The organism is Pontibacter sp. HSC-36F09 (assembly GCF_024171605.1).
GTDB lineage: Bacteria > Bacteroidota > Bacteroidia > Cytophagales > Hymenobacteraceae > Pontibacter.
This window is the reverse complement of the sequence record NZ_JALKAA010000003.1, coordinates 617,774-630,890: the sequence shown is the minus strand read 5'-3', so window position 1 is coordinate 630,890 and position 13,117 is coordinate 617,774. Positions and strand designations below refer to the sequence as shown.

The following is a 13,117-nucleotide window of genomic DNA, read 5'->3' as shown; positions in this document are numbered from 1 at the left end:
CAATTAATCGAAGAACATCCACTTGATGCCGAACACAAAGCTTGTGCGCATACCAGGGTAGTACGGTGTGGTAAAGTAACCGGGCGCAGTCAGATCGGAAGCGATGTTTGACATCTTCAGGAACACGTTCAGGCTCTTGATATCCGCCGTGATAAACACATCTGCTATCGGGTAAGGCTCTATGGTGAAGCCGTTCTGCAGGTGGAACTGCTGTGTCACCGGCATGTAGGCATCGGCCATGTAGGCGGTAGGCGTATATACCTGCACCCCAAACTGGCCTATCAGCGCTCTTCTGAACAAAGCCCCCTCGAAGTAGAGCTTGGAATCAAAGAGCCATTCCGGCATGCGGAAAACGGGCGCTTCGTTGGTGTTGGTATAAGCTACAAAGTTTTCGAAATGAAACTTGCCAAAACGAATGTGATGCTTGAGTTCTACACCGAATACCTGCTGGTTGTCGGCATATTGGGCTGGTACGGCAACCGTGTCGAAGTAAATGTGGCGTTTGATGTGGTTGAAGTGACCGGTCAGCAGCACAAACTGACGCTCGCCTAGCTTGCTGGCAAAGGTTGCCTCCAGACGATCGGTTACCGAGTTGTTGAAATAGTTGATCCAGTCGAAGTGGTTACTGATTAAACGTTGCTCTACAAGAGAGGGGGAACGTAAGATGCGGCTAACACGGCCCTGCAGAGGGCCCAGTTTGGCAGTAGCGCCCACTTTGTAGTCATTTGTCATCTGAAACTCACCATCAAAGGACAGCAGCGCCTGCTTGTACATAAGCCGGAACTCACCGCCTACAAACAACTGGTTGAGGCTATTACTAATTTCATTGTATACCTCAACAGTCGAATCCTGCTCTGCTGTGCTGAGCACCCTGTAGTCCAATTTGGAGTTACGAAACTTGGCGTAGGCTTTGTAAAAAGAGATTTTGTTGTTGCCCGTTACGCCTGCCACATTCTCCATTTCACGGTAAGCGCTGCGATCATCCGTGCGGTTAAGCCCCGAAAGCACGCGTGGGTAAAAAACGGGCGAACGTTCTTCATTTGCCAGTCTTTGAATAGCATCATCCTGAAAAATATTATTCTGGCTACCCCAATCAAAGCTATGGAAAAGCTTCAGGTCCTCTCCTGCCAGCTTATACATGTGCAGCAGGTGGTAGTTGTTGCGGAGTTCACGTGTGGATGCCTGGTCCAGGTTAGTAGTCGCCTGCTGGAACAGAAAACGGTTTGCCTCCTCGGCTGTTATACCTCCAAACTCTATCTGCTCGTGGTTGAGATGGGTGAAATTGGCAAAAAGGTTGTAATTCTCGTTTTCAGAGCGGTAGTGGGTAAAAGCCTTCACGGCCTGGCTGCTCATGATGCCATCCCGATTAGTTACACCTGGTCCTATCTGCCTGTTACCGGAAATGATCTGGTAAGCCACACCGGCATTCCAGCGCGGGGTAATGTTGCGGGCATGTGTAGCTTCAAATATCTGTTCACCACGCTGACCCTGAACATAATAAATGTGAGAGTAAGGAGAACGTGTGTCGTAATAGTTGATGCGGCGTGGGTCATAGGCGTAGCGGTCAAACACGTTTTTACCCAGGCGGGCGCCAATCTTGTTCGGTACTCTGAAAAGGATGGGTTTGGAAGCCGTCCCGACGTTGCCCAGATGCTGAAAATAAGCCGTGTCCTGATACCAGAAACGTTCATTTTGCATGTTGTTGATGCTGGTATCGATGCGCTGCAAGAGATAGCGTCCTTCCAACACATCATTTTCAAACAACTGCAGGGTTGTTTTAGGACTGAAGAGCGCTTTGGTCGTGTCATCAATAATCTGGGACTGTGCCTGCGCGGCGCCAGCCAGACCCACCAGGAGCCATATTACTGCTAAGAGCTTACTTTTCACAAGCCAAAATTAGTGATTTTCGTGCAACCCGTATACGTACCTATTGGAAGTATCAGGTGTATTCGTTTAAATTTTATCCGTTTCAGTAGATTTTGCCGCTTCATAAGAACCAATGTGCTGCCTGATCAAAGCATCAAAAGCTTCCCCCTGCTGCAAAAAGAATACCTCAATGGGCACATAAAAAATGGGCAACTGACTTGTATGAGCTGCCAACGCCTTATCCGTTAACTTCACAGCATCTTTCCGCGTCGTGATGATAGTTAGACCGTTACCCTGCTGTTGTTCCAGTATCAATTTCAGCTTCTCCAGATCGGCTGAGGTATAGCTGTAGTGGTCTGCATATGCCAGGTGCTGCACCACCTCGTGCCCCTTATTAGTCAGGTAGCGCAGCAGCGGCCCGGCATTGGCTATACCTGTCAGCAAAACCACACGCTTGGTCAGCTGCGCTGCATTGCCTATACCTACCGGCTTGCCATAGCGAAAGGCGCTGAAGAAAACCGGTGTGCCGGGCCGGCTATACCTTTGTACCCGTTTGGTAATGTCGGCAAGTTGAACAGGCGACAAATCAACCGGGCACTTAGTCACGATAACCGCATCCGCCCGTCGGGCACCCTGCCGATGCTCACGTAGCAAACCGGTTGGCAGTACATGATCTTTGTAAAACAGACGTCCATAGTCGGTCAGCATCAGATTCAGCGAAGGATGAACAGGGCGGTGTTGCATGGCATCATCCAGGAGCACGACCTCCGTATCCGGTTGTATGCGAAGCAACTGGGCTATACCTGCTGGTCTGCTTTCGCACACCGCCACCAGCGCCTCCGGGAAATCGCGGTGGTACTGAAAAGGCTCGTCTCCCAGCGTTTCAGCCGTCGCGTGTTCATCGGCCAGCACAAAGCCCTTGCTTTTCCGGCGGTAGCCCCTGCTTAGCACCGCTGTTTTTTTGTCTGCTACCAGGCGCAGCACGTACTCGACGTGCGGCGTTTTGCCGGTGCCTCCCACTGTCAGGTTCCCAACCGAGATAACCGGTACCTCAAATCGCTCTGATCGCAGCCAGCCTTTGTCGTACAGCCAATTCCGCAACAGCATGATTCCGCCATATAGGATCGAAAAAGGCCATAAAAGGTAACGCAAAACAGTCATATGGGTCGGCTATACCTTGCAAAGGTATAGAAATATGCGCAAAGCCAGCGATTGTACTTGATTCGTATACTCTGAATACACTATATTTAGTACCGACAATATCCGACCCAACCTCCTTCACATGAAAACGAACCATACCATTGCCTGTATTTTGCTCTCGCTGCTGCTCAGTGCGGCCGCCTGCTCCCCCTGCGCCACCATGCGCTCCGACCCACCGGCCCCTGTATCTTTCTACCTGGTAGATGCCTCCGGCAGCAGTGCGTTCAACAACCCCGGTGCCGGTATGCACCCCGACTCTATTCAACTGATGCTGGATGGAGAACCCTTTAACTACCTATTTACAGGCACCGATGAAAAGGTGAACAACCTGGTATTTGAGACGTATCCGGTTATCTACACAAAGTCCAGGGTCCGCATGCTGCTCCAGATCAACAGCCAGAACACCGACACGCTCGACATCGCCTATACCGTGAGCCGGGGCAAGTGCTATACCGACTATACCTACTCCGCCTTTTACTTCAACGGCAAAGAGCTCAAGCGCCAGCCGGAGACCGGTTATCTGCAACTCCAGGTGCTTTAAATTTCCAGCCTTGGTCTGATCTTCGTAATTTGGTAGTTTCAAAAGTAAACCGAACAATGAAAGAGAAAAGCACCATAGGCGATATTATAAAGGTACTCGAGCAATATGCTCCCATCCCTTATCAGGAAAGCTACGACAACTCCGGCCTGCAGACCGGCCATGCCAGCGACGAAGTAAAAGGCGTGCTGCTGACCCTCGATTGCACCGAAGCCGTTATCGAAGAGGCCATTGCCAAAGGCTGTAATTTAGTTGTGGCGCATCACCCGGTTATCTTCAAAGGTCTCAAAAGCCTGACGGGTCGCAGCTATGTGGAGCGCACCATCATCAAAGCCATCCAAAACAACATTGCCATCTACGCCTGCCACACCAACCTGGACAGTGTGCACAATGGCGTGAACGCCAAAATCGCTGAAAAGCTGAAGCTGCAGAATACCCGTTTGCTCACCTCCAAACCGCATACCCTCATGCAACTGGCCTTTTTTGTGCCCGTTAATAATTCCGATGAGGTGTTGAACGCCATTCACAAAGCCGGTGCCGGGCAGATCGGCGAGTACAGCGACTGCAGCTTCCAGGTACAGGGCACCGGCCGCTTCCTCCCCTCCGAAAATGCTGACCCGACCATAGGCAAACCGGGCAAACCGGAGCAGGTACAGGAAAACCGCATAGAGGTCATTTTCCCGGCCTTCAAGCAGCAGCGCATCATGCAGGCTCTGCTGGAGGCGCATCCTTACGAAGAAGTGGCTCATTACTTAACCCTGCTCGAAAACGGTAACCAGGAAGTCGGTATTGGAATGATCGGTGAACTGACGGAACCATTGTCGGAGCAGAATCTTCTGGACTACCTTAAAAAACACATGCAGCTGTCAGTTATTCGCTATACCCCTGTAGGAGACAAAAAGATCAAGCGTGTAGCGGTTTGTGGCGGATCGGGCAGTTTCCTGATAAAGGACGCGATACGGCAGGGCGCTGACGCCTATGTGACGGCTGACGTGAAGTACCATGAGTTCTTTGACGCCGAAGGAAAGCTACTCATCGCCGACATCGGGCACTACGAAAGTGAGGTATTCACAAAGGAGATTTTTTATGATACAATTTCCAAAAACTTTGCTAATTTTGCAGTCTATTTATCGGAAGTAAACACAAACCCTATCAGATACACCTAATTAACTACATGGAAAGTACGGTAGCCAGCAAATTAGAAGCACTGCTAAAGCTTCAGAGTATCGATTCGCAGCTTGATGAAATCAGAAGAGTAAGAGGCGATTTGCCAGAAGAGGTTCAGGACCTCGAAGATGAAATTGAGGGCTATGAGGTAAGGGTTCGTAAGTTTGACGATGAAGTGGCCGCGCTCAACGACAGCATTGCCCAGCGCAAGCAGTCCATCAAAGATGCCGAAGGTCTGATCCGCAAATACGAAGACCAGCAGACGAACGTCCGCAATAACCGCGAGTACGACGCCATCACCAAAGAAATCGAACTGCAGAAACTGGAAATCCAGATCGCAGAGAAGAAAATCAAAGAAGCGCACTACCAGATCGAGCAGAAGATCAACGAGATTGAAGGCACAAAAAACCGTCTGGAAGAGCGTCGCAAAGACCTTGACACCAAGAAGCACGAGCTTGATCAGATTGTAGCCGAGAGCGAAGAAGAGGAAAAGAACCTGGAAAAAGACCGTGATTCAGCTGCCAATCAGATCGAAGAGCGTTTGCTGACAGCTTACAACCGTATCCGCAAAAACGTACGTAACGGTCTTGCCGTGGTACTGGTGAAGCGTGATGCCTGCGGGGGTTGCTTTAACACAGTACCTCCTCAGCGCCAGGCCGATATTGCAGCTCAGAAAAAAGTAATCGTATGCGAGCACTGTGGCCGTGTTATGGCAGGTGTTGAGCAGCGTATCTACTAAATCATTGCTGTGTTGAGCGTAATGCGCTTGCATACATACCTAAAAAGGATGGCGTTCGCCCATCCTTTTTTTTTGTGTCTATACCTGTTCTCTCCTATACCTGGAGAGGCAGCCTCCGTCTACAGCCCCGCTGTGCGCAAAGCCTATGAGGCCACAATCAGTTTGCGCATACCGGAAGGTCGCCGCCTGCTACAGCAGGAACTCTTACATAACCCTGACAATGCTGCTGCCCTTCTGATCGCCAACCAGCAAGACTTTCTCACCTGGGCCATTCAACAAAATCCGGAGGTATACGCAGGTATACTGGCACGACAGGAAAAGCGATTGCAGCAGCTCAGCAGTCTTAGTGATAATACCGTGTGGGTAGGCTATGCCCTGGCCGAAGTGCGACTGCAGATCGCTTTAAGTAAATTGCTGCAAGGCAATAAACTGGGCGCCGCCTGGGATTTACGGCAGGCCTACCTGCAATATTCTGCCAACGCCCGGCTCTACCCCGACTTTCTGCCAAACCGTAAAACGCTAGGTGCCCTTCAGGTGCTTATCGGCTCCGTACCTGACTCTTACCGCGCGCTGCTCAACATCATCGGTATGCAGGGAAGCATCGAAACAGGTATGGCCAACCTAAAAGTTGCTGCGACTAAAAGCAATCCATTTCGGGAAGAAGCACAACTATTGCTGGCGCTGCTGCAGCATTTGGTTGATCCGGAATCAAATGACGCTGCTGCCGAATCGGTTTTAAAACTTAGCAGGCAATCTCCTGACAATCTCCTATTCAGCTTCGCTGCCATGCACGTGCTCAAAAAAACACATAAAAGTGATATAGCTTTGCAGGTATACCTTGACCGGCCGCAGCAAGCGGGCTACCTGGCTTTCCCTTACCTGCATCACATGGCGGCAGACCTATACCTGTACAAAGGCGATTTCAGCAACTCCATTAAAACAAACCAGTTGTTTCTGTCACAGCACAAAGGTGAAAACTATCTAAAGGCAGCAAACTACAAGCTATACCTGGCTCACTGGCTGGGCGGACAACCACAGCAAGCAGAAAAGCACATTACCCAAATAGCAAAACAGGGCCTGTCTGAAATGGATGAAGATGCCTATGCCGCTCGTTTTGTGAAAGAACAGCCTCACCCTAACCGCTATCTGATGCTGGCCCGCTTGAAATATGATGGTGGCTATTATCAGGAGGCACTCGAGGTCATGAACATAATGCCACTTAGGCCCGAGACTATACCTGCTGAACGGACCGAGTACTATTACCGCAAGGCCCGCATCTACCATGGACTGGAGAATCTGCCACAAGCCAAGCGCTACTATGAGCAGGCCATTGAAGCGAGCCAGAACACAAGTCTGTATTTTGCTCCCTATGCAGCCCTGCAGTTAGGCTACATTTACCAGGACGAGCAGAAACCCGACACTGCCAGGCAATGGTATACCAAAGCGCTGGCTTACAAAGGGCATACCTATAAAAACAGCATAGACGGCAAAGCCAAACTGGCCCTTCAAACGCTTAAAAAGCTGTAAACCCATGGCCTATACCCTCCATATACCTATACCTGACCTTCCGGTTCCACTGGATTCATTTCGCCTGAAGGCACTATACTGGGCGCAGCAATTTCCGCTGGTAGCCTGCTATACCTCTAATGGAATACCGTATCCTTATGATGGTTTTGATGAATTAATTGCTGTGTCCAGTAGCGAACCTATTAAGTGGGAGCAGGATAATGCGTTTGAGGAACTGCAGCAAAAATTAGCAACACAGCAGCAACTCTGGTGCGGTTACCTGGGCTATGACCTCAAGAATCAGGTAGAGAAGCTGAGCAGTCGAAATAGAGATGAAGTAGGCTTTCCGGACATTTTCTTTTTTGAGCCAGAGCTATACCTATACTTTTACGAAAATAGTGTAAGTGTCTACAGCAAAGAAGATAACATCTCTGCCATCTTATCTCAAATCCAGGCAACTCCTATACCTGAAGACTTCAACACGTCGCCTGTTCAACTAAAAAAAAGGGTAGCTAAAGAGGCTTATATCCGGAATGTGGAGCAAGTAAGGGACTATATTCGGGATGGTGAGGTCTACGAACTGAATTACTGCATGGAGTTTTTCGCCGAGAAAGTCAGGCTGGCTCCTTTGCCCCTATACCTTCAGCTCAACGCCCTTTCTCCCACCCCTTTCTCGGGTTTCCTAAAGTACGGCGACCTCTACCTACTCTGTGCTTCACCGGAGCGCTTTCTGAAAAAAGAAGGTCGAAAACTGATCTCGCAGCCTATCAAAGGCACCATCCGGCGCGGCGCTACACCTGAGGAGGACCAGCAACTACAGCACCAACTACGCCACGACGAGAAAGAACTGGCCGAGAACATGATGATCGTAGACCTGGTGCGCAACGACCTGCGCCGCTCCTGCGCTACGGGCACCATTAAGGTCGAGGAGATGTTCGGGATTTACGGCTTCCGGCAGGTTTCGCAGATGATTTCGACCATAACAGGTGAATTAAGACCTGAATGCGATATAGCCGATGCGCTGAAAGGGGCATTTCCGATGGGTAGCATGACGGGCGCACCAAAGATCCGGGCAATGGAACTGATCGAAGACCTCGAGGTGACCAAACGGGGACTTTATTCCGGGGCTTTCGGCTACCTGAAGCCGAACCAGGATTTCGACTTCAATGTCGTTATCCGAAGTTTGCAGTACAATGCAGCTACAGGTTATATGTCCTTTATGGTGGGCAGCGCCATTACCTACGACTCTATACCTGAACAGGAGTACGAAGAGTGTCGGCTCAAAGCGCAGGGTATACGGAAAGCTCTGGGACTGGAATAAGTCATCAGATTTAAAGAAATCCTCTGCCATTCTGTCACGTTTTAAAGCAGATTATAGTATATTTGCACCTCCTAAGAGATTTTTTGAAGCATGGATCCAATCATTGATTTAGATTTTATAGATAATCGCACACCTGAGCAGGCAACTGCCGCGGCTTCCTGCGATACCAAAGTGACGGCTGAAACCAATACCGGTAAGTCCCGCAAACTGTACATCGAGAGCTACGGTTGCCAGATGAACTTCTCTGACAGTGAGATTGTATCGTCGATCATGTTTGAGCAGGGCTTTGACACTACAGCTCAGATTGAGCAGGCCGATGTGGTGTTCCTGAACACCTGCTCCATCCGTGAGAAGGCCGAAACCACTGTACGCAACCGTTTGGGTCAGATCAATTACTTCAAGAAGAAAAAGCCGGAAATGGTGATTGGTATACTGGGTTGTATGGCCGAACGCCTGAAAAAATCACTACTGGAAGAAGAAAAGATCGTGGACCTGGTGGTAGGCCCTGATGCTTACCGCGACCTGCCCAACCTGATCAGTGAAGTGGATGGCGGACAAAAAGCGGTGAACGTGCTGCTTTCCCGTGAAGAAACTTATGCCGATATCAACCCAATCCGTCTGAACAGCAACGGCGTGAGTGCTTTTATCTCGATCATGCGTGGTTGCGATAACATGTGCTCTTTCTGCGTGGTGCCCTTCACCCGCGGTCGTGAGCGCTCGCGTGACGCCCACTCGATCGTACGTGAAGCTGAAGCGCTAGTGGCACAAGGCTATAAAGAGGTCACTCTCCTGGGCCAGAATGTAGACTCTTACAAATGGGCTTCAGAAGACGGCACAGAAAGTGTAAACTTCGCCCAACTGCTGGAAATGGTGGCGAAACTCAACCCGACGATGCGCGTTCGGTTCTCTACCTCCCACCCCAAAGACATTACAGACGAGGTGTTGTATACCATGAAAAAGTACGACAACATCTGCAAATACATTCACCTGCCAGCGCAGAGCGGTAATTCCCGTGTGCTGGAACTGATGAACCGTACCTACGACCGTGCCTGGTACCTGAACCGTGTGGATGCGATCCGTGCCATACTGGGTGAAGACTGTGGCATCTCTTCCGACATGATCGCCGGCTTCTGCTCCGAAACCGAGGAAGAGCACCAGGATACGCTTTCGCTGATGGATTATGTGCAGTACGACTACTCCTATATGTTCTTCTACTCCGAGCGCCCAGGCACCCTGGCTGCTCGTAAACTGGAAGATGACATTCCGCTGGAAGTAAAGAAACGGCGATTGGCCGAGATCATCGAAAAGCAGCGCGAGTGCTCCCTGAACCGCAACAAGCGCGATATAGGGCGCATGCACCGCGTGCTGGTAGAAGGATTCTCCAAGAAATCTGACCAGCAGTTGAGCGGACGCAATGACCAGAACAAAGTTGTGATCTTCGACAAGAAGCATTACCAGAAAGGCGACTACGTGAACGTATTTGTTAACGATTGCTCCGTAGGCACCCTCTTCGGCGAGGCGGTTGATTAATTTGGAGATTTGAAAATTTGGAAATTTGAAGATGACGAAACGTATACTTTGCTCTTCTAAACCATTTTCAAATCTGCTTATCTCCAAATCCTCAAATCTTAAGACATGCGCAACATCGATATACAGAGCATAAAACAGCGTTTTGGCATTATTGGCAACTCACCCTTGCTTAACTACGCCATACAGGTGGCTGCCCAAGTGGCCCCAACCGAAATGACCGTGCTGATTACGGGTGAGAGCGGCAGCGGCAAGGAGTCCTTTTCCAAGATCATACACCAACTGAGTCCGCGCAAGCATGGACAGTTCATTGCCATTAACTGCGGCGCTATACCTGAAGGCACCATCGACTCGGAGCTTTTCGGTCACGAAAAAGGTTCATTTACTGGCGCCACAGATACCCGCAAAGGCTATTTTGAAGTAACGGACGGTGGCACAATCTTTCTCGATGAGATTGGTGAAATGCCTCTTGCCACACAGGCTCGTCTGCTTCGCGTGCTCGAAAACGGTGAGTTTATCAAAGTTGGCTCTTCCAAAGTACAGAAGACGGATGTACGGGTAGTGGCTGCTACCAATGTAAACCTGATCAATGCCGTGGAAAGAGGCCGTTTCCGGGAAGACCTGTATTACCGACTGAACACGGTGCCAATCACAGTTCCACCTTTGCGTGAACGTGGCGAGGATATTTACCTGCTGTTCAGAAAGTTTGCCTCTGACTTTGCGGAACGTTACCGCGTTAAATCCATTACGCTTACGCCAGATGCGGTGGAGGAGCTTTTGAGTTTCCGTTTTCCGGGTAACATCCGTCAGCTGAAAAATATTGTCGAGCAGATATCGGTGTTGGAGTACGAACGTGAGCTCGACGCAGCCAGGCTAAGACACTACCTTCCCCGTGAGCAGGGTGGCAGTCAGGTTCCGGCTTTGCTGGCCAGAGAGAACGGTGCGGACCACTCTTTCTCTGAGCGTGATCTGCTGTACAAAGTACTCTTTGATATGCGGCGCGATGTGTCGGATCTCAAAAAACTGGTATACGAACTCATGACACGGCAGTCCGGCGACAACGAACTGCTGAAAGAGCACAGTCACTTGTTTGAGAACATTGAGCAGGTAAATCATGTGCGCCCTTACAAGAGCGCTGAGAAACCCGAGCCTTACTACCTGCCTGTGCAGCAGCCACGTGATGATGAAGAATATGATGAGCGTGTAGAAGACATCTCTCATGAAACTGAGGAAGAAGGCCTGTCGCTGGAGTCAATGGAGAAGGAGATGATCCTGAAAGCGCTTAAAAAGCACAACAACAAACGGAAATACGCGGCCAATGATCTGGGTATTTCGGAAAGAACGCTGTACCGCAAACTGAAGCAATATGATATTGAGAACTAAAACCCTTGTCCTGTGTCTGACTGTGCTGGTAGCCCTGTGCTGCAATGCCTGCGGGGTCTATTCTTTTACAGGCACCTCCATCTCCCCTGATATCAAGACCATCTCGATCCAGACGATCGAGAACACGGCCGGCGAAGGCCCCTCCAACCTCTCGCAGGTGGTCACCAACAGCTTCAAAAACTATTATCAGCGCAACACAAACCTGACTGTTTTGCAGCGCGATGGCGATTTGCAATTAGAGGGACAGATCATTACTTTTACGCTGACGCCAAACGCGGTACAGCGCGATGGGAATATTGATCAGGCCACGCTGAACCGCCTCACGATGGGCATTCAAATCCGCTTTACGAACGCGAAGGATCCCGAGCAGGATTTTGATCAGCAGTTTACGATCACTGAGGAGTTCCCTCCGACCGTGGACATTACAAGCATACCACCCGCTGCCATCGACCGCATGACTGAGCGATTGGTAGCCGATGTGTTTAACAAGTCGGTTGCAAACTGGTAGTCATTACATAGCACCATTACCTTTAACCCTTACATGAATAAATCTGCCTTTCTTAAACTGATCAAGCAGGTATCCGACATTTCTGACCAGCAGCAAAATGAGCTGGAGCAGGTGGCGGCCACCTTCCCTTATTGCCAGACGGCCCATCTGCTGCTGGCAAAGTCAGCTTATGACAGAGGCAGCATGCTCTCAACACAGCGCCTGCGCCGGGCCTCGGCCTATGCAACAGACCGTCAATTGCTCAAGCGCATCATTTACGCCGCTCCCGTACTGGAACCGGTTTATGCCGAGGAACACGAGGAGCTAATTTCAGAGGAAACAGAGACAACCTCGTTGGATGCTGTCACCGCTGAAACAGAAACTACAGTGAAGGCTGAACAATCCGTTATAGCGGATGCTGAAACAACAGTTGCCATACCTGATCAGGAAGAGATTGTACAGGAAGAAACGCTGGAGCAGGTATACAGCCCTGCCCCTGCCGACCAGAGCGTATACCTAGCCGAGGCTACAACTGAATCTGACACAGAAACCCCTGATGCAGAAATAGATTCAGAGCTTGCCTTGCTGTTTACTTTTAACAGCATCAGCTCCTCTTCCACTGACTTGCTGAGTCAACGAGAAGAGGAAAACCTTGAAGAGGCGGCACAGGAATCTGAATACGCATACCTCTCTGAAGCAGCCGAAGCACTGCATGACCTGGAAGAAGAGCAGCCTAATGAACCAGACGCTGAGGCGCAGACTATACCCGAGTTGCAGTCAGAGCCGGATCTGGAGGACGAACTTCGAGAGGAACCACCGCTAACTGAATCTTCAGAGACCAGTGTTGAGCTGTTAGATGAAGAAGATGAGCCGGCACAGGTAAATGCGGAAGATGCGGAGATCAACTATTCGTTTGACGAAATTGACCGCCTGTACGCCGAAGATGCCCTTGGCTATTGGATGGGCTCCAGCCGCCTGGGTGAAGTGCTGCAGCTAAAGGACGATTATACCCGAACACGTCCCCTAGGCTTTCACCCGGAACTGATCTTAGAGTACAGCAAAACCCACGAGCTCGAAAAAGCAATCCAGCCTACAGCACATGTGCTCAGCAAACAACTTGACATTATCGACCAGTTTCTTAAGCTCAACCCGAGGCTCAAGACCATGGCCAGCCTGAAGCTAAAGCCTGAGCCACAGGAAGATTTATCCCTCAAGAGCTCTAAAATAAAGAAAGGGATGGCGACTGAAAGCCTGGCCAACATCTTTATTAAACAAGGAAAGCCCAAAAAAGCTGCTAAAATTTATGAACAGCTTATTTTGAAATATCCGGAAAAAAAGTCTTACTTTGCCGAACAGATCGAGAAATTACAAAACATAACATAA

General features: G+C 50.0%; 11 protein-coding genes. 9 read left to right on the top strand and 2 right to left on the bottom strand.

What is annotated here, in order from left to right; all coding sequences use genetic code 11:
• Window positions 1-3: 3 nt before the first annotated feature.
• Both L1278_RS12670 and lpxK read right to left on the bottom strand, forming a co-directional pair.
• Window positions 4-1,887, bottom strand: a complete 1,884-nt coding sequence (locus L1278_RS12670; protein ID WP_253404880.1) for a putative porin — start codon at window positions 1,885-1,887, stop codon at window positions 4-6.
• 66 nt (window positions 1,888-1,953) lie between these two features.
• A complete protein-coding gene (gene lpxK, locus L1278_RS12665) occupies window positions 1,954-3,027 on the bottom strand; it encodes a tetraacyldisaccharide 4'-kinase (protein ID WP_256488598.1) in 1,074 nt (357 codons plus the stop codon).
• A 121-nt stretch (window positions 3,028-3,148) separates the two neighbouring features.
• On the opposite strand from lpxK, the gene L1278_RS12660 reads away from it, so the two are divergent.
• From L1278_RS12660 to L1278_RS12620, 9 genes are all read left to right on the top strand, one after another.
• On the top strand, window positions 3,149-3,607 hold the full coding sequence (locus L1278_RS12660) for a hypothetical protein (protein WP_253404876.1): 459 nt from the start codon (window positions 3,149-3,151) through the stop codon (window positions 3,605-3,607).
• Window positions 3,608-3,663: 56 nt separating this feature from the next.
• Entirely contained in the window at window positions 3,664-4,770 is a 1,107-nt protein-coding gene (locus L1278_RS12655; RefSeq protein ID WP_253404874.1) for a Nif3-like dinuclear metal center hexameric protein, read from the top strand.
• Window positions 4,771-4,778: 8 nt separating this feature from the next.
• On the top strand, window positions 4,779-5,510 hold the full coding sequence (locus tag L1278_RS12650) for a zinc ribbon domain-containing protein (protein WP_253404872.1): 732 nt from the start codon (window positions 4,779-4,781) through the stop codon (window positions 5,508-5,510).
• Between the two features lie 48 nt (window positions 5,511-5,558).
• Window positions 5,559-7,037: a lipopolysaccharide assembly protein LapB gene (locus tag L1278_RS12645; RefSeq protein WP_253404870.1), complete on the top strand. Its 1,479-nt coding sequence runs from the start codon at window positions 5,559-5,561 to the stop codon at window positions 7,035-7,037.
• A 4-nt stretch (window positions 7,038-7,041) separates the two neighbouring features.
• Window positions 7,042-8,337: an anthranilate synthase component I family protein gene (locus tag L1278_RS12640; RefSeq protein ID WP_253404869.1), complete on the top strand. Its 1,296-nt coding sequence runs from the start codon at window positions 7,042-7,044 to the stop codon at window positions 8,335-8,337.
• Between the two features lie 90 nt (window positions 8,338-8,427).
• Window positions 8,428-9,867 (top strand): tRNA (N6-isopentenyl adenosine(37)-C2)-methylthiotransferase MiaB, encoded by a 1,440-nt coding sequence (miaB, locus tag L1278_RS12635; protein WP_253404867.1) that lies wholly within the window; start codon window positions 8,428-8,430, stop codon window positions 9,865-9,867.
• 105 nt (window positions 9,868-9,972) lie between these two features.
• Window positions 9,973-11,247, top strand: coding sequence for a sigma-54-dependent Fis family transcriptional regulator (locus L1278_RS12630; RefSeq protein ID WP_253404865.1), 1,275 nt, complete (start codon window positions 9,973-9,975; stop codon window positions 11,245-11,247).
• Entirely contained in the window at window positions 11,231-11,755 is a 525-nt protein-coding gene (locus L1278_RS12625; RefSeq protein ID WP_253404863.1) for an LptE family protein, read from the top strand. Before L1278_RS12630 ends, L1278_RS12625 begins: the two co-directional genes overlap by 17 nt.
• A gap of 33 nt (window positions 11,756-11,788) precedes the next feature.
• Window positions 11,789-13,117, top strand: a complete 1,329-nt coding sequence (locus tag L1278_RS12620; RefSeq protein ID WP_253404861.1) for a hypothetical protein — start codon at window positions 11,789-11,791, stop codon at window positions 13,115-13,117.

What these genes read in the sequence shown, in the direction of transcription:
- L1278_RS12625 (WP_253404863.1), top strand. Translation starts at nt 11,231, where the DNA reads ATGATATTGAGAACTAAAACCCTTGTCCTGTGTCTGACTGTGCTGGTA.
- L1278_RS12645 (WP_253404870.1), top strand. Translation starts at nt 5,559, where the DNA reads ATGGCGTTCGCCCATCCTTTTTTTTTGTGTCTATACCTGTTCTCTCCT.
- L1278_RS12640 (WP_253404869.1), top strand. Translation starts at nt 7,042, where the DNA reads ATGGCCTATACCCTCCATATACCTATACCTGACCTTCCGGTTCCACTG.
- miaB (WP_253404867.1), top strand. Translation starts at nt 8,428, where the DNA reads ATGGATCCAATCATTGATTTAGATTTTATAGATAATCGCACACCTGAG.
- L1278_RS12630 (WP_253404865.1), top strand. Translation starts at nt 9,973, where the DNA reads ATGCGCAACATCGATATACAGAGCATAAAACAGCGTTTTGGCATTATT.
- lpxK (WP_256488598.1), bottom strand. Translation starts at nt 3,027, where the DNA reads ATGACTGTTTTGCGTTACCTTTTATGGCCTTTTTCGATCCTATATGGC.
- L1278_RS12620 (WP_253404861.1), top strand. Translation starts at nt 11,789, where the DNA reads ATGAATAAATCTGCCTTTCTTAAACTGATCAAGCAGGTATCCGACATT.
- L1278_RS12655 (WP_253404874.1), top strand. Translation starts at nt 3,664, where the DNA reads ATGAAAGAGAAAAGCACCATAGGCGATATTATAAAGGTACTCGAGCAA.
- L1278_RS12660 (WP_253404876.1), top strand. Translation starts at nt 3,149, where the DNA reads ATGAAAACGAACCATACCATTGCCTGTATTTTGCTCTCGCTGCTGCTC.
- L1278_RS12650 (WP_253404872.1), top strand. Translation starts at nt 4,779, where the DNA reads ATGGAAAGTACGGTAGCCAGCAAATTAGAAGCACTGCTAAAGCTTCAG.